Origin of the sequence: Thermaerobacter sp. FW80 (genome assembly GCF_004634385.1) — a bacterium.
Lineage (GTDB): Bacteria > Bacillota > Sulfobacillia > Thermaerobacterales > Thermaerobacteraceae > Thermaerobacter > Thermaerobacter composti.
On record NZ_CP037895.1, the window covers coordinates 819,562 to 836,182 of the forward strand.

Genomic DNA, 16,621 nt, shown 5'->3' on the forward strand with positions numbered 1-16,621 from the left:
CCCCTCAACGCCCCTCGGCTGCGGGGCGCCCGGGCGGAGCGACCGGAGATCCCTCGGCACCCGTCGCGCCCGCCTGGCCCACCCGCCCCGGCCGGTCGGGGAGGCGGTCCGCCGCCTCCTCCGTCGGCGCGCCGGACTGCAGCAGGTCGGCCACGAAGGGAGGCAGCACGAAGGCGGCGCGATGGACCTCCGGCGTGTAGTACCGCGTCGCCAGTCGCAGGGCCTCCCAGGCGCCATCCCGAGGCGCCCGCGGGTCGGGACCGCGGGTGGCCACGCTGTAGGTCCACAGACCCCCGGGATACGTGGGGACCACGCCCCAGTAGAGGGCCGTGACGGGGAACACCGTCCGGAGCGATGCCTGGACGCGGCGGATCAGGTCGCGGTTGAAGAAGGGCGACTCCGACTGCTGGACGAAGATGCCGCCCGGCCGCAGGGCGCGGAACACCGCCCGATGGAAGTCGGTGCCGAAGAGGGCCACCGCGGGCCCCACGGGATCGGTGGAGTCCACGATGATCACGTCGTAGGTGTCGGGGCGCTCCTCCACGTGGCGGATGCCGTCGGCGAAGAAGACGCGCGCCCGGGGATCGTCGAAGGCGTTGAGCTCGGGCAGGTACCGCCGGGCCACCTCCACCACCCGCCGGTCGATCTCGGCCAGGTGGGCCTCCTCCACCGTCGGGTGGCGCAGGACCTCCCGCAGGACGCCCCCGTCGCCTCCGCCGATCACCAGCACCCGGCGCGGGTCGGGGTGGGCGAAGAGCGGCACGTGGGCCATCATCTCGTGGTAGGCGAACTCGTCCCGCTGCGAGGTCTGGATCACGTCGTCCAGGACCAGCATGCGGCCGAACTCCACCGTGTCCAGGACCATGACCTCCTGGAACGGGCTGCGCTCGCAGTGCAGGACCTGCCGCACGCGCACCGAGATGCGCAGATTCGCCGTTTGATCCTCCGTGAACCAGACCTGCACACCGGCCACCCCGCTCCGCCGCGCCGTCGTCGGGTTCCTCCGCGCCCTCGTCGGCCCGCCGGTGGACCGCGCTCAGTACCACAGGACGGCGGCGGCCACCACCGCGCCCGGACGGTCGCCGACCACCATCTCCGTCGCCGCCACCCGGACGTCCCGCAGGGCCATGCCCCGCCGCCGGAAGGCCTCTTCCACCATGGCGCGAACCGCACGTTCCGCCTCTTCGCGCGAGCAGTGCCCGGAATACTCCATGATCGTCCCGTAGTCGCGATCGGAGAAGCCCACCGCCACCGCCGCGGCGATGCGGTCGCCCTTGACGTCGCTGACCAGGCTGCCGTAGGCCGTGGGGGTCAGGGACCCCGGCGGGATGTCCAGCCGCTCGACCAGCTCGCACTCCGGTGGCAGGATGCTGGAGACCTTGATCAGGTTGAGGTTGCCGATGCCGGCGGCCAACAAGGCGTTGTCGAACGCGGTCAGCTTGTGGTCGCCCTCGCCGCTGCCCGCCACGACCGTGACCTTCTTCGGTGTGGGAAGCAACCCCGTCGCCTCCTTGACCGGCGGCCGCCGCGCCGCGGACGCCTTGGCACGCCACCCACCCGCGCCTCCACCCGGCCGAAAACCATGGTGTAATGTATCGAAACCCTCCCGGCCATGCAAGGACGACCTGGGCGGCCATACTACCGGCGGGGGGTTGCCCATGGTCCGCCGGGGCGGCAGCCAGAACGACGGGACGAACCGGCCCGACGGCGCCCACGCGGCCCCGGGCGGCGCTCCGGCGGGGCGCCCCGGGGACGACGGGCCGTGGGCACCGCCCCGCGGCGCCGAGGCGTCCGGCGCCCCCCAGGGGGATTGGCGTCCCCGTCGCCGGCGCGGCGGCTTGCGGGGGATGGGCCGGCCTTCCCTCGCCCGCCGCGTGGCTCGCTGGGCGGCCCTGGCGGTCATCGCCCTCGCCCTGATGGGCGCGGGCGTCGTCGCCTTCGCTGCCGTGACGCCCCTGCCGAAGCCGGAGGTCCCGCAGGCCACGCTCATCTACGACGTGGACGGCCGCGTCGTGGCCAGCCTGTACCGGCAAAACCGCCAGCTGGCCCGCCCCGACGAGATCCCCGCCTCCCTGCGCCAGGCGGTGGTGGCGGCGGAGGACGCTCGCTTCTACCGCCACCACGGCTTCGACCTGGTGGCCATCGGCCGGGCCGCCCTCCGCAACCTCCAGGCCGGCCGCATCGTGGAGGGCGGTTCGTCCATCACCCAGCAGCTGGCCCGGACCCTCTACGACCTGTCCCTCGAGCGCACCTTCGACCGCAAGTTTCGCGAGGCGCTGCTGACCGTCAAGCTGGAGACGCGGTACAGCAAGGACGAGATCCTGACGATGTACCTCAACCAGGTCTACTTCGGGCGAGGGGCCTACGGGGCCAAGGTGGCGGCCCAGGAGTACTTCGGCAAGCCGCTGCCGCACCTCACCCTGGCGGAGTCGGCGACGCTGGCCGCGTTCATCCGGGGGCCGGAGCTCTACTGGCGCCAGCCGGACCGGGCCAAGGCGCGGCGCGACTGGGTCCTTTCCCGCATGGCGGAGCTGGGCATGATATCGCCCGCCGAGGCGCGCCGGGCGCAGGCGGAGCCGCTGGTGCTGCGACCGCCCGACGAGGGCGAGGTCCGCGCGCCCTACTTCGTGGACTACGTGCGGGACCGCCTCGCGGCCACGGCACCCGAGGTGGCCGCGCGGCTGTACACGGGCGGCTTTCGCATCTACACCACCTTGGACCTGGACATGCAGACGGCGGCCGAGGCGGCCGTGGCCCGGCTGGACCAGGTGGTGGCGCCGCTGGGAGAGCACCAGGGGGTTCCCCAGCCGCAGGTCGCCCTGGTGGCCTTGGACCCCGCCTCGGGCGGGATCCGGGCCATGGTCGGGGGACGCGACTTCGCGACCACGCCCCTGAACCGGGCGGTGCACGCCCGACGGCAGCCGGGCTCCGCCTTCAAGCCGTTCCTCTACACGGCCGTCCTGGCGTCGGGGGAGCCGATCACGACGCCGGTGGCCTGCCGGGTGCGCCAGTACCCGGGCGGCGCGGGCGGCGAGCCCTACACCCCCCGCGACTACGGGGACCCGGGGTACCACGACGCCTTTCTCGACATCCGCAGGGCGGTGGCCGTCTCCGACAACGTGGTGGCGGTGGAGTGGATGGACCGGGTGAAGCCGCGCCGCGTGGCGGCCCTGGCCCGGCGGATGGGGATCACCTCCCCGCTGACCACCCAGCACCTGACCCTGGCCCTGGGCGAGTCCGCGGTCACGCCCCTGGAACTGGCGCGGGCCTACGCGACCCTGGCCAACCTGGGCCTGCGGGTGGAGCCCTTCGCCATCCTCCGGATCGAGGACCGCGACGGGCACGTGCTCTTCCGCCGGGAGCCGCGGGCGGAGCGGGTGATCGCCCCCGAGGTCGCCTGGCTCGTGACCGACGTGCTCAAGAGCGTCTTCGATCCCGCCTACGACGGCACCGCGCGGGCCCTGGGCATCGGGCGCCCGGCGGCGGGCAAGACGGGCACCACCGACGACTCCCGCGACGTCTGGTTCGTCGGCTACACCCCGGACCTGGTGGCCGCCGTCTGGATCGGCAGCGACGACTTCGCGCAGCGCGTCCTGCTGCCCGGCGGGGCGGGCGCCACCGGGTCCAGCACCGCCGGCCGCATCTGGCAGGCGTTCATGCGGGCGGCGCTGGACGGGCTGCCCGCCCGCGACTGGCCCCGCCCCGAAGGCGTGGTGCGGGCCAGCGCCTGCACCTTGACGGGATCCCTGGACGCCCCTCGCTTCCAGTGGCGGGAGGAGTGGTTCCTGGCGGGTCACGTCCCGGCCCCCAACTGCCTCGCCCTCCTCCAGGACCCCCACGTGCGCGAGGATCTGGCGGCCGCTCGCGAGGCGCCCCGCGGCCTGATCCCCCTGCCGCTGCCGTCCCTGCCCGACGACCCCGGCCGGCCGCCGGACGGCGCCAGGCCGGACGGCGGCCCCGCACCGCCTGGCCCCGCCACCGACGGAGACCGGCAAGGGGGAGCGGCCGCTCCGGAAGGACCATCACGGCCGGCGCCCGGGGCCGGCCCTCCCGACACCGGCGGCGACGAGGGCGGCCTCCCGGCGCCGGACGGAGAGCCCGACCCCAGCCCGCACCGACCGGCCGAGGGCGGCCCGGCTGCGACCCCACCGCCGGAGTCCGGCGGGCCGCCGGAGAGCGGCGGTGCCCCAGGGGCCCACCCCGATGACCGGGCCTCGGATGGATCGGGCGCCGGCGGCCATCGGGATGCCGGGACGCCCCCGCAGGAGGGGCCGTCCGTCCCACCGACGGCACCGGATCGTGGCACCTACGTCCCATAGGGCTCGATGGGTGTCCACCAGGTGTCCAGAGGGTTGTCAGGCGGGCGTTCCGTCGTCAGGCAGGCGTTCAGTAGTGGTACGGCTCCCCTCGCAGGATGCGGAAGGCGCGGTACAGCTGTTCGAGGAGGATCACCGGCACCATCTGGTGGGGAAAGGTGAGGTGGGAGAGGGACCAGCGCTCGCGCGCGCGCTCCAGCACCGTCGGCGCCAGCCCCAGGGGACCGCCGATCACGAAGACCAGCCGGCTGTCGCCACCCACCATGCGCCGGTCGAGCCACTCCGCCACGTCCTCCGAGGTCAAGGTCCGGCCCCGCCGGTCGAGGGCGACCACGTAGGCACCGGGCGCCAGGGCGTCCAGCAACCGCCGCGCCTCGACCTCCAGCACGCGGCTGACCTCGGCCGGGGTGAGGCGGGCCGGCACGGGTTCGCCGGGAACCCGCCGCTGGCTGACCCGCGCATAGCGCCCAAGGCGGCGGGCATACTCCTCCGCCGCCCGCCGCAGGGCGGGCTGGTCCAGCTCGCCCACCGCCAGCAGTTCGATGGAGACGGGCAACGGCGCTCACCCCCGCCCCCACGGTAACCCGTCGTCCGGACCGGGTGAACCCCCCACGGTTCACCGCTCGCGGGCGCCTGCAGCAACGACCCCACGCGTCACGCGGCAGGAAGGCCGCGGGCAAGGACCGCCCGGGGCGGATCCGGCGCCGCCACCAGGACGTCGCAGCCCACCGCGGGCCGTGGAGTGGCCGCGCACCGCCGGGGGCCGCGGGGCGTGCCCGCTCCGCTGCGATGATCTGCTGACGCGGCGCCACGCACTGGTCGCAGAGGGCTGCGCTCTCCCCCGCGACCATGTGCCGCACCTGATCCGCGCTCCTGCCGCAGAAGGAGCAAACCTGCATCCATCCTCCCCCTGCGCCGGATGCCCGCAGCGATAGGGTGCCACCCCGTGACACCGCCGACGGGCCCAGGGACTGCGCCCGTTGCTGCGCCACCGGCGGTGGGCTCCGGGATGGCCGTGATCCGGCTTGCTCGGGCTGTCGGCCGCGGCCTGCCGGTCAGCGGGTCAGTTCCGCCAGTTGCACGGTGACCCGACGGGCGCCGCCGTCCCCCGCCACCTCGAGGACCACGCGCTGGCCCCCCTGCTTGCCGTCGACGATCCGCAACAGGTCGACGGTGTCCTGCACCGGCTCGCCGTCGCAGGCGATCACCACCTGCCCGCGACGCAGGCCCGCGCGGGCGGCCGGGGAGCCGGGTTCCACCCGCCAGATCACGGCACCGCGCCCCTCCGCCAGGGCCGTGGCGAACTCGCTGGCCCGATCCGGGTCGGACCGGGCCAGCGCCGGCACCTGGACCACGTCGACCACGTGCACGCCCAGGGCCGCCCGACGCACGCGGCCGTGGCGGATCAGGTCGCTGGCGATGCGGCGGACGTCGTTGGCCGGGATGGCGAAGCCGAGGCCCTCGAAACGGTCCTGGCGCCCTCCGGCCCCGGCGATCTTGACCGTGTTGAGGCCGACCACCCGGCCGTGGGCATCCACCAGCGCACCGCCGCTGTTGCCGGGGTTGATGGCGGCATCGGTCTGGATCAGGCGGAAGATGCGCTCCCCGACCACGGGCACCGCCGTGGGGGGCGGCACCGGCTGGAACAGCTCTTCCCGCACCCCGCTGACGATCCCGAGGCTGACGGAGCGGAAGAGCCCGGCCGGACTACCGATGGCGGCCACCCACTGGCCCACGCGCACCTGGTCGGAGTCGGCGAAGGTCGCGGGCTTCAGCGGGCCGGTCGTGCCGGGGTCCACCCAGAGCACCGCCAGGTCCGAGAACGGGTAGTCTTCCGCCACCAGTCGGGCCGGGACGCGGCGGCCGTCGGGCAACAGCACCTCGATGCGGTCGGGGTGCCGGTGGTCCGCGCGCCGTCCCCCTTCGTCCCCCGACGGGCCGGTCCCGCGGGGGGGCGTCGGGTGCCCTCGCTGGCGGCCGGCGCCGGCGACGCCCGGCTCCGCGACGCGGGGCATGGCGACCACGTGGTGGTTGGTCACGATGAAGCCGCGGGCGTCGAACACCACCCCCGATCCCGTGGCGCGGGCCGCGACCACCGGCTTGCCCGTGATCGGGTCCGGCCGCAGGTAGGTGCTGATCACGCCCACCACGGAGGGGCCGGCGATGCGGTGGACGATCTCCGCGGGTGACGGGGTCGGCGACGCGGCCAGCCGCCAGGACCAAGGCCCGGGGAGGTCGGGCTTCAACCCGAGCACCAGCGCTGCACCGGCCAACCCGCCCACCGCGCCGGCCGCCACGGCCAGTACCCATCCGCGGGCCAGCCGGCGCGCGGCGCCGCGCAGGGCGTCCTGGAAGCCGTTCACGGACCTGCCTCCTCGCTCAGCGCCCGGATCCCCCGGGCAGCAGGCGGGCCGGATCGACCCCGTAGATGCGGGCGGCGGCCACGGCGAAGGGCTCCCCCGCGGCCAGCGCCTCGGCCAGGCGCGGCAGCGCACCGCCGCCGCCCCGCTCCGTCAGGCGATCGTAGAGGCAGAGGGCGGCCCCGTAGGCCTGGTCGGTCGGCAAGGAGGCGAAGGCCCCGTTCAGGTCGGACCACGCCACCCGCGGGCAGGTCCCGGCCCACCCAAAGGTGAAGCCGGTCACCGCGCGGTCGACCGCCTGGGCCAACCCTTCCGTGAACCAAGCGGGGTAGTTGCCCAACGTGTTCCAATCCAACAGCCAGTGCGCCAACTCATGGGGCACCGGGCCCAAGCGTGCGAAGGTGTCCCGGTTGGACGCCCACGTCCGGGGGTCGGCCACGTGGATCACGCCCGCCGCGTACAACCCGAGGGGCGGGTCCCGGGGGTCCCATCCGAAGGTACGCGCCAGTTCTTCCGGCGATGCGTGGACGACGAACACGACGGGCTGGGCCGGGATGGGCAAGCCCGTCATGCGGGCCACCCGTGGCAGGGACTCCAGCGCGTAGTCGCGCACCCACTCCGCACCCTGGCGGTGCCCGGTCCGGTAGACGACGCGGACGCGCCCGGCGTCGAGGCGCTCCCAACCCGGCCGCGGCCACTGGGCGACCACCCGGGCCGCGGTGAGCCGCCCGACCCAGGCCAGCTGCCCAGCCCGCACCACGGGCGAGGCCCCACCAGGCGCCACCCCGAGCGCAGTCAGCAGGAGCGCCAGGCACCCGAGCGCCGCCAGGCGGCGCCAGGAAGGCCACCGTGGCACCGTCGGCAACACGGGCCCCGACGTGGCATGGCGAGGGATCATCGTGGCTCCTCCTCCGGTTGCTCCCGGCTTCCTTTGTACAGCGGGACCGAAGCGGGCACCACGAAGGAAATGCCAAGCTCTCGTCAGAGCTTGCAGGGCGCGACGTCCCCTCGGCAGTGGCGTTTCTTCGGGGGTGGGACGAAGCCCGGTGGGGGAGGAGGAGCGGCCGGACGCCGCGCCGTGCCCCTGGGGCGATCCGCTTGGCCTGGTTCAACGGCATGCAGAACGGCCCGGCAGCACCGGGCCGTTCGTCCCATCGAGGATGCGCAGGGGATGCTCGGTGGCAGAGGCCGCCATCGTGGCGCCCGCGCCAGCGCGGATGGCCGCCTCAGGGGAGGAAGCCCAGGGGCGGGACGGCGCAGCCGGGACTGGTGCAGCGCCGGACCTCGAAGTGCAGGTGGGAACCGGTGCTTTGGCCGGTGCTCCCCACGTAGCCGATCACCTGCCCCTGGGCGACGGCGTCCCCCACGTCCACCGCGATGCGGCTCATGTGGGCGTAGAAGGTGTACAGACCGCTGTCGTGCCGGATCTGGACGGCGTAGCCGTACCCGCCGTCCCAGCCCGCACTGACCACCGTCCCGCCGTCGGCGGCGCGGACCGCCTGGCCTGTGGCGCCGTCGATGTCGATGCCGGTGTGCATCGCCCCCCACCGGGGACCGTAACCGGAGGTGATGCGCCCTCGCAGCGGCCAGATCAGCCGGCCGGTGCTGACACCCGCCACCGGCTTCGTCCCGATGACCAGGATGCGGTCCACCGGCTGGCGCGTCACCTGTTCCTCGACCTTGCGCTGCTCGACGATCCGGCTGTCCCGGCGTCGCAGGGCGTAGGTGATCTGCTTCTCGCCGTACTCGCCCTCCTGCTTGACCCGTTGCTTCCCCGCATCGAGGTTCGCGTCGTACTCGCGCCTTGTCGCGAAGGGAATCCGCTCCGTGACCGTGAGCACCTCTTCCGACTCGAAGCTGATCCAGGGCTCGGGCACGTTCAACCGCAGCTCCTGCCCCGGTTGGAGCCGCTGGGGATCCACGCCGGGGTTGGCGCCGAGGAGCTCCGCGACCGTCATCCCGTGGGCGGACGCGATGGTCCAGGGCGACTCGCCGGCGCGGACCACGTGGACCCGCTGCGCCTGCTTGCCGCCCATCAACTGGGCGAGGACGTCCACCGCGTCGCGCACCCGGTCGGCGGGCACGTCGTCCCGCTCCTCCAGGCGGATCGACTGCTGGATGGTGACGCGGCGGACATCAAGCCTCCCGCCCTCGACGCTGGCCTCCAGCCTCCGTGCGTACCGCGCCTTCAGCTCGTCGAGGACCGATTGGGCGGCCTCCTTGGACGGCAGCACCGCCACTTCCTGGCCGTCGACCACCAGCACGGTGGCGCGCGTCAGGAAGTCGCCCGCTGCCTGCAGCCGCTCCGCGAGCGCCTGGAGCGACAAGGTCTCGTATCGTTCATGGGTGATGATCTGTTCGAGCGCGGGTGGGTTGGCGAGGCGTACCGGGAAGCCGTACTCGCGGCTGGCGTTCCGCTCGGCGAGCGCGACGGCGTCGCCGACCGTCTCCTGGCCGGCCACGTAGCCCAGCGGCCTGCCGTCCATGACCACCCGATAGTAGGTGGATTGGGACTGGACGTAGACGGTGGTCCCAAATAGGTAGACAACGATGGCGGCAGGGACGAGCGCAGCCCACCATCGCCGGCTCCCCGGAGGCGCATGGGAGCCGATCCACGCGAGGACTCGCTTGTACACCGACGGATGCTCCCTCCCCGGAGAATGCGGAACCCGTCAGAGGGAATTCGCACCGGCGGGGCGTTTTCCTGCCGCCATCGCTCGCCGGGACGAACCGGCCTCGGGCCTCCCGGCGACGGCTCGAGGCGACAGGGCGGCCGGACATGCGCTTCGACGATCGGCGACCCGCCGCCGCCACGCTGCCGGTGGCTGCCGGCACGGACCGCGCGTCGCCGCAGCGGTGCGGGGCCATGCCGCCGGCGGGTTCGTGAACTCCTACAGCCCGGGCAGGCGCGGGCGACGAGGCCGATGGTCATCTCCCGCGCCCCACCGGGGCGGACGCGCCTCTACGACCACGTGCTGGCGAGGCCGCCCGACGAGGCATTGGATCGGATGGGACGTTGGGGCGCCGGCGGGTTGCGCCGGAAGAGCAAGCCGCCCTCCGCAGGGCGGGCGGAGCGGAGGGCGGCGACTTCGTGGGAATGCGTCAGAGGATAACGGATGGCGGACCAAAGGCGAGAGACCTTGAGCTGGTGGGGGGATTCGAACCCCCGGCCTGCGCATTACGAGTGCGCTGCTCTGCCTGCTGAGCTACACCAGCCCGCTGCTGCGACGGACCCGGCCTGCGCCGCCGAGCGCCGCGCCAACGGCCCCGTGGCCCCACGGTGGGCAGGCCGCGCCGCGGCGATGCGGCCTGCGCTGGCGCGCAGACCAAGCCCATTCTAGGCCCCGCCCGAAGGCGCCGTCAAGCCACCGGCGTCGGTGTCCGCAGCCACGGCGGGACGGGAGCCCTGCCCCAACTCGTCGGCGCTGGTGGCGGTCCCCGGTCCGCGCGGGGGGCCCGCCGCCCGACGGTATCGCCAGCGCAACGCGAGGAAGCCCACCAGGTCACCCAGCAGGCGACCGGCCACGTAGAGGGCGAGAGCGCCCCAGAGGGCGTACTGCAACAGGGATAGGGGATAGCCCCACAGCGGCACGCGCAAGCTGCGCCAGGACACCCATCCCGCCACCACGGGAAGGGCCAGCAGCGGGAGCAGCGCGGCCCATGCCCACGCATCCCGTCGCCGCCCCAGGCGCCAGAGCCCCGCGCGCAGGCCCACGAAGACGAGCCACGTGGTGGCCAGCAGCCACAGCACGTCGCGGCGGCGGGTCACCCAGCGGCCCCACATCCCGGCGGTGTCGACGGCGGCGACGTGGATCTGGGCCGGCGCCCGCGCCCAACGGCGTTCACCGGCCGGGCCGAGGGCAGCGCGCTCGGACTCGGCTCCGTCGTCGCCCAGCGGCGGGGAGGGTTCGGCGGCCGGGGGTGCGCCCGCCAGATCGGCCACATACCCCCTCGGGACCGCCACGTGGACGTCCACCGGACCGAAGCCGGCCCACGCCTCCGGGTGGAGGGGCACGATCAGCTGGTGCACCGGCGCGATGTAGCGGCTGCCGTCCCAGCCCAACGGCACCCGCGGGTAGTGGAGCTGCAGGTGGTGATCCCGCTCGGGTCGCAATACCACGTCGATGGCGAGGGCCTGGGGTGCGCCCGACGACGCCATCGCCTGGGGAACCGGATAGAAGCGCCCGGTCAGGGGATCCAGCCAGCGCACCATGTCCTGGCTCTCGGCGCTGGGCTCGTCCAGCACGTCCCCGGCGGACGCGGCGCCCGCGGCTGGGCCGGGACGGTGGGCGGGTTCGCCGCCCGCCCCGTCCGGGGTGGCCACGGCGTCCCCTGGGCGGTCGGGTGCCGCGTAGAGGTCGACGGGCCGCCCGTCCCACCGCACCGCGACGTCCGGGGTGGCGAGGACCCGCAGCGTCAGGTGCTGCGGCCGCGCCTGCCCCTCGGGGAGGCGCAGCGTGTACCGCGCGTCCAGCACCGCCGTCACGCGCGCCGGCATGAGGGCGAGGCGGGGGCGCTCGGCGTGCACCTCGACCGCCACCACCAGCCGCTGCACGGACACTGGGGCGTGGCCCGAGCCGGCGGTGGGCGCGGGGATCACGCCGCCGACCGGGATGGCCGCCATCGCCCGTGGAAGTCCCTGGGCGGCCCCCGGTGTCGGCCAGAGGACGCCGGCAGCGACCAGGCAGAGCACCACCACGACCCTCGCCACGGACCGTCCCTCTCCCGTCCGCCCTCCGGCGGCGGACCACCGGGTCGTCGTCGCCCAGCGTGGCGGCCCCAGGCTCCAGCGATCCGGCCGGTGCGACCCGATACGCCAGCGGACACCGCCGCCCTGGTGGTCCACGGCCCGCCCCCGCCCTGGCCGCTCCCGCGCCGGCGCGGAACCGGCCGCGCGCGGCTTCGGGCGATTCCCATGCGCTGCCGCGTTGCGGGTTACGCCGGCCTGCCGTCGGTCGCCCGGCCCGGCCTGGCGCGATCCCGGGCTGTGGGGCCCGCCGTCGCCCTCGCTTCGCCGGTTCCGGCCACAGGCCCCGTGGCCCCGCCGCGTTGGCGGGCCTTCGCCGCCGGCGGTCGCGGTTCCTGCCCCCCGCCGCCGACGGTCCCCTGCCCCGGGGGCTGGGGGCGCTCGATTTGGGCGCTCCCGGTTGATCCCGCCGGGGCCGCCACGGCGCGCCGCCCGGAAAAGCAGCGAGCCCGGGTTCCCGCCACCCGGGCTCGAAGGCGGTCGCATCGTGACCGAAACCAGCGCACCACGGCCAATTCAGCTGTCGTGGCGGAGGCGACGGGGATCGAACCCGCGATCTCCGGCGTGACAGGCCGGTGTGTTAACCACTACACCACGCCTCCAACCGTCGCGTTCCGGCGGGGCCGGACGCGCTGGTCATTCTAGCACCCGGCCGACGCGGGTGTCAACGGGGCCGCGGTACGAAGACCTCGCGCAGGCCCATGGTCTGAGCCCGCTCGCGCCCGACGGAGACCAGCACCACCGGCACGCCCACCAGCTCCGCGATGCGTTCCAGGTACCGGCGCGCCTCGGCCGGCAGGTCCTCCCACCGGGTCAGGCCGGAGAGGTCGGCGGGCCATCCGGGCAACTCCTCGTAGACCGGACGACACCGGGCGAGCTTCAGGGCGCCGGTGGGCATGTCCTCCACGCGCCGGCCGTCCAGCTCGTACGCGACGCAGATCCGTACCCTCTCCAGGCCGCCCAGGGTATCCAGCCGCGTGATGGCGAGGCCCGTCATCCCCGAGACCCGGGCGGCGTACCGCAACACGACGGCGTCCAGCCACCCGCAGCGGCGGGGCCGTCCGGTGGTGGTGCCGTATTCGTGGCCGCGCCGGCGGATCCACTCGCCCGTCTCGTCCAGCAGCTCGGTGGGAAAGGGGCCATCGCCCACCCGGGAGGTGTACGCCTTGGCGACGCCGATCACCTGGTCGATGCGCGTGGGACCGACGCCGGAGCCGATGCACGCGCCGGCGGCCGTCGGGTACGAGGAGGTGACGTACGGGTAGGTCCCGTGGTCCAGGTCCAGCATCGTGCCCTGCGCGCCCTCGAACAGCACCCGCTGCCCGGCGTCGATGGCGTCGTTGATCAGCTTCCAGGTGTCCGTCACGAAGGGCCGCAGGCGCTCGGCGTAGCCGAGGTACTCCTCCAACACCTGCTCGTAGTCGTAGCCCTCGACGCCGTAGACGCGCTCGAGCACGCGGTTCACCTGATCGAGGTTACGGCGCAGCAGGCGACGGAACTGGGCCTCGTCCAGCAGGTCCTCCACCCGGATCCCCGTGCGCGCGGCCTTGTCCCGGTAGGCCGGGCCGATGCCCTGGCGGGTGGTGCCGATGCGATCCTCGCCCCGACCCGCTTCCTCCAGCTCGTCCAGGCGCTTGTGGTAGGGCATGATGACGTGCGCCGCGCCGCTGACCGCGATGGCGTCCACGGCGTGGCCGCGTTCTTCCAGATACTCGACCTCGCGGAGGAACACGGCCGGATCCAGCACCACGCCGTTGCCGATCACGCAGCGCTTGCCGTGGAGGATGCCGGAGGGGATCAGGTGGAGCCGGTACTCGGTGTCGCCCACCACCACGGTGTGGCCCGCGTTGGCCCCCCCCTGGTAGCGCACGACCACATCGGCTCGTTCCGCCAGGTAGTCGGTGATCTTGCCCTTGCCCTCGTCGCCCCACTGGGCGCCGACGATGACCACCGTGGACATGCTGGGTCCCCTTTCCCGACGACATGAGCCCCTCCGCGGCCTCGCCGGGCACGGGCGCGCGGCCCCGCGCCCGCGGTCACGCGAGGGCGTGCCGGGTGTCCAGGTTGCCGAAGCGGCCGAACTCCTTCAGGAAGTATAGCTTCACCGAGCCCGTGGGGCCGTTGCGCTGCTTGGCCACGATGATCTCCACCACGTTCTCGGCCGCCTCCTCGGGGTTGTGATAGATGAAGAGCACCACATCGGCGTCCTGCTCGATGGCGCCCGACTCGCGCAGGTCGGAGAGTTGTGGCCGCCGGTCCTGTCGCTGCTCGACCGCCCGGCTCAGCTGGGAGAGGGCGAGTACCGGGATCTTCAGCTCGCGGGCCAGCGCCTTCAGCGAGCGCGAGATCTCCGAGATCTCCTGCTGGCGGCTCTCCACTCGGCCGCGCGTGTGCATGAGCTGCAGGTAGTCCAGCACCAGCAGGCCGATGTCGTGCTCCGCCTTCATGCGCCGCGCCCGCGCCCGCACCTCCATGATGGACAGATTGGGGGTGTCGTCGATGAACACCGGCAGCTCGCTGAGGCGGCCGATGGCGTCGGTGAGGCGAGGCCAGTCGTCCTCCGCCAGCATGCCGGTCCGCAGGCGCTGCTGGTTGAGGCGTGCCTCGGCGGCCAGCAGCCGCATGGCCAGCTGGTCCCGGGACATCTCCAGGCTGAAGACGCCCACCGGGTAGCCATGGGCGGCGGCGTGGACGACGATGTTCATCGCCAGGGTGGTCTTGCCCTGGGACGGCCGGGCCGCCAGAATGATCAACTCCGAGGGGTGCAGGCCCGCCAGCATGCTGTCCAGGTCGCGAAAGCCCGTGGGCACGCCGATGGTCTCGCCCTGGTGTAGGTACAGGCGCTCGATGTGTTCGAAGGTGTCCACCAGGACGTCGCGGATGGAGGCGTAGCTCTGCCGCCGGCGGTCCTGGGCGATGGCGAAGATCGCCTGCTCGGCCTGGTCGATCTGGACCTCGGCCGGGTCCTGCCCCTCGTACGCCCGCCGCGCGATGTCCGTCGCCGCGGCCACCAGGCGCCGCAGCAGCGCCTTCTCCTCGACGATCCGCGCATAGTGCTCCGCATTGGCGGCCGTCGGCACCGCGTTGGCCAGCGAGGTCAGATAGGCCAGGCCGCCGACCCGTTCCAACAGGCCCCGCTGGCGCAGGGCCTCGCTCAGCGTGATGGTGTCGACGGCCTCGCCCCGCTCGAACAGCTCGGCCGCCACCTCGAAGATGCGCTGATGCGCCTCACGGTAGAAGTGGGAGGGCTCGAGGATCTCGACGACCCGAGCCAACGCCTCGCGGTCGATCAGGATGGCGCCGAGGACGGACTGCTCGGCCTCGACGCTCTGGGGAGGAACCCGCTCGGCCGGTGGCAGGCTGGTCACGGCTTCACGCCTCCGGGCGCACCGTCACCGTGATGCGGCACGTCACCTCGGGGTGCAGGCGCAGCGCCACCCCATAGGAGCCCACCTGGCGCAAGGGCTCGGGCAGCTCGACCCGTTTCCGGTCGACCTTGACCCCGAAGGCGCGCTGCAGCGCCTCGGCCACGTCCTGGCTGGTGACGGAGCCGAACAGGCGGCCGTTCTCGCCGGCCCGCGCCCGCACCTCGACGGTCTGGCCCTCGAGGCGCTGCGCCACGGCGCGGGCCTGCGCCAGCTCCTGCTGAGCGCGGCGCTGGCGGGCCGCCTCCTGTTGCTGGAGCTGGCGGAGCACCGCGGCCGTGGCCTCCCGGGCCAGGCCGCGGGGAAGCAGGAAGTTGCGGGCGTATCCGTCGGCGACCTCCTTGACCTCCCCCTTGCGGCCCAGGCCCTTGACGTCCTGCAAGAGCACGACCTTCACGGCCCATCTCCTCCTCCCGCCGCGGCGCCTATGCCCCCGCCGCCGGTCGGGTGCGCCGCTCCAGGTGCTGGCGGATGGCGCTCAGATCGCCGAAGCGCTCTTCCAGGTAGTGGCCGGAGAGCGCCTCGGCCGCCAGACGACGCACCACCTCGGCCTCCAGGCGCTCCACGGGGATGCCGGAACGCCGGGCCAGGGCGTAGACGGTGATCTGGAGCGCGGCCAGCGCCTCCAGCAGCCGGGCCGGATCCCGCTGGAGTCCCGCCCGCAAGACCGCGCCGGCTCCGCTGACCAGCTCGGCCTTGAGCCAGTCCAGGACCTGAAGGCTCTCCGTGATGTCCAGGCCCGGTACGGGATCGTCCACGGCGCCGGCTCCTTCCTTGCGCGCCGCCCCTCCAGCGGCCGGTGCGGACCCGCCCGCGAGGGGGGCACGGCGCGGCCCCACGGCCAGACGTTCTCCAGGACGGGCGGCCTTCCCTCCGGCACGGCCCACCTCGCCAGGGCCGCGCCGGGGACGCGCAAGGCCCGCCGCAGCGGCGGGCCTTCAGCAGCCACCGGAAGCGCGGTCGTCCTCGCGCCGCCCCGGCGGATGCGTCGCGCCGTCCACGAACGGGGTAGGCTTCCCCGTCCCGGTCTCAGTCGATGGTGAACGGCAGCAGGGCCATGATCCGCGCCCGCTTGATGGCACGGGTCAGCTGGCGCTGGTGACGCGCGCAGTTGCCGGTGATGCGGCGCGGGAGGATCTTGCCCCGCTCCGTCAGGAACTTGCGCAGGCGGCCGCTGTCCTTGTAGTCCACCACCGCGATGCGGTTGACGCAGAACTCGCAGACCTTGCGGCGCTTGCGCCGATCACGGCGCCCCATGTCGCGTCGCAACCTCCTCGGCTCAGAAGGGGATGTCGTCGTCGGGCAAGCCGGTCACGTCCCCGAAGTCGGCCAGCTCTTCCCCCGCCTGGGTGTCGGCTGTCGTCCCGCGGTCGGCCCCGGGCGCCCGGTCCAGGAACCGGACGTCGTCGGCCACCACCTCCGCGACGCGGCGGCGCTGCCCGTCTTGGGTCTCATAGGAGCGCACCTGGAGGCGGCCCCGCACCGCCACCAGCCGCCCCTTGCTGAGGTGGTTGGCGCACGTCTCCGCCAGCTTCCGCCAGACGACGACGTCGATGAAGTCGGCCTCCCGCTCACCCTGCTGGTTGGTGAAGGGGCGATCCACGGCCAGGGTGAAGCCGCCGACGGCCACGCCGCTGGGCGTGTAGCGCAGCTCCGGATCGCGCACCAGCCGGCCGATCAACACGACCACGTTCAACACCGGTGGGACCCCCTCCCGGGTCGCAGCCCGCGGGTGGACCGCCCGGCGGGTCGGCCGCGCCCCGCCCCACGGCT

The 16,621-nt window shown here is 73.9% G+C and carries 14 protein-coding genes, 2 tRNA genes and 1 pseudogene; 1 reads left to right on the forward strand and 16 read right to left on the reverse strand.

Translation table 11 applies throughout. The features are described 5' to 3' along the window. Nucleotides 1-4: 4 nt before the first annotated feature. Both speE and E1B22_RS03490 read right to left on the reverse strand, forming a co-directional pair. Entirely contained in the window at nucleotides 5-964 is a 960-nt protein-coding gene (gene speE, locus E1B22_RS03485) for a polyamine aminopropyltransferase (RefSeq protein ID WP_135224579.1), read from the reverse strand. Between the two features lie 72 nt (nucleotides 965-1,036). Next, entirely contained in the window at nucleotides 1,037-1,498 is a 462-nt protein-coding gene (locus tag E1B22_RS03490) for a pyruvoyl-dependent arginine decarboxylase (RefSeq protein ID WP_135224580.1), read from the reverse strand. A gap of 160 nt (nucleotides 1,499-1,658) precedes the next feature. Here E1B22_RS03490 and E1B22_RS03495 point away from each other — a divergent pair, with 160 nt between their 5' ends. Then, on the forward strand, nucleotides 1,659-4,319 hold the full coding sequence (locus E1B22_RS03495) for a transglycosylase domain-containing protein (protein ID WP_243123690.1): 2,661 nt from the start codon (nucleotides 1,659-1,661) through the stop codon (nucleotides 4,317-4,319). A 67-nt stretch (nucleotides 4,320-4,386) separates the two neighbouring features. Here the strand turns inward: E1B22_RS03495 and E1B22_RS03500 are convergent, their stop codons facing one another. The 14 genes and pseudogenes from E1B22_RS03500 to E1B22_RS03565 form a co-directional block, all read right to left on the reverse strand. Then, entirely contained in the window at nucleotides 4,387-4,872 is a 486-nt protein-coding gene (locus tag E1B22_RS03500) for a 23S rRNA (pseudouridine(1915)-N(3))-methyltransferase RlmH (RefSeq protein WP_135224581.1), read from the reverse strand. 241 nt (nucleotides 4,873-5,113) lie between these two features. Next, nucleotides 5,114-5,215: pseudogene (locus E1B22_RS14050) on the reverse strand (ClpX C4-type zinc finger protein); the annotation flags it as partial. 156 nt (nucleotides 5,216-5,371) lie between these two features. Further along, nucleotides 5,372-6,679, reverse strand: a complete 1,308-nt coding sequence (locus tag E1B22_RS03510) for a S1C family serine protease (RefSeq protein ID WP_135224582.1) — start codon at nucleotides 6,677-6,679, stop codon at nucleotides 5,372-5,374. Between the two features lie 16 nt (nucleotides 6,680-6,695). Then, nucleotides 6,696-7,574, reverse strand: a complete 879-nt coding sequence (locus E1B22_RS03515; RefSeq protein WP_243123691.1) for a hypothetical protein — start codon at nucleotides 7,572-7,574, stop codon at nucleotides 6,696-6,698. 328 nt (nucleotides 7,575-7,902) lie between these two features. Then, nucleotides 7,903-9,312, reverse strand: coding sequence for a peptidoglycan DD-metalloendopeptidase family protein (locus E1B22_RS03520; protein ID WP_135224583.1), 1,410 nt, complete (start codon nucleotides 9,310-9,312; stop codon nucleotides 7,903-7,905). Nucleotides 9,313-9,819: 507 nt separating this feature from the next. Continuing rightward, nucleotides 9,820-9,892 (reverse strand) — tRNA-Thr (locus E1B22_RS03525). A 121-nt stretch (nucleotides 9,893-10,013) separates the two neighbouring features. Further along, the gene (locus tag E1B22_RS03530; RefSeq protein ID WP_135224584.1) at nucleotides 10,014-11,387 is read right to left on the reverse strand and encodes a hypothetical protein; all 1,374 of its coding nucleotides are present in this window, start codon (nucleotides 11,385-11,387) and stop codon (nucleotides 10,014-10,016) included. A gap of 562 nt (nucleotides 11,388-11,949) precedes the next feature. Next, nucleotides 11,950-12,025 (reverse strand) — tRNA-Asp (locus E1B22_RS03535). Between the two features lie 62 nt (nucleotides 12,026-12,087). Continuing rightward, the gene (locus E1B22_RS03540; protein WP_135224585.1) at nucleotides 12,088-13,383 is read right to left on the reverse strand and encodes an adenylosuccinate synthase; all 1,296 of its coding nucleotides are present in this window, start codon (nucleotides 13,381-13,383) and stop codon (nucleotides 12,088-12,090) included. Nucleotides 13,384-13,459: 76 nt separating this feature from the next. Continuing rightward, nucleotides 13,460-14,791, reverse strand: coding sequence for a replicative DNA helicase (gene dnaB / locus E1B22_RS03545; protein ID WP_135224586.1), 1,332 nt, complete (start codon nucleotides 14,789-14,791; stop codon nucleotides 13,460-13,462). A 4-nt stretch (nucleotides 14,792-14,795) separates the two neighbouring features. After that, entirely contained in the window at nucleotides 14,796-15,245 is a 450-nt protein-coding gene (gene rplI, locus E1B22_RS03550) for a 50S ribosomal protein L9 (RefSeq protein WP_135224587.1), read from the reverse strand. A gap of 28 nt (nucleotides 15,246-15,273) precedes the next feature. After that, complete coding sequence (locus E1B22_RS03555; protein WP_135224588.1) at nucleotides 15,274-15,606, reverse strand: MazG-like family protein; 333 nt, start codon at nucleotides 15,604-15,606, stop codon at nucleotides 15,274-15,276. A gap of 271 nt (nucleotides 15,607-15,877) precedes the next feature. After that, a complete protein-coding gene (gene rpsR / locus E1B22_RS03560) occupies nucleotides 15,878-16,105 on the reverse strand; it encodes a 30S ribosomal protein S18 (RefSeq protein WP_135224589.1) in 228 nt (75 codons plus the stop codon). Nucleotides 16,106-16,127: 22 nt separating this feature from the next. Beyond that, on the reverse strand, nucleotides 16,128-16,547 hold the full coding sequence (locus tag E1B22_RS03565) for a single-stranded DNA-binding protein (RefSeq protein ID WP_135224590.1): 420 nt from the start codon (nucleotides 16,545-16,547) through the stop codon (nucleotides 16,128-16,130). Between the last annotated feature and the right edge of the window lie 74 nt (nucleotides 16,548-16,621).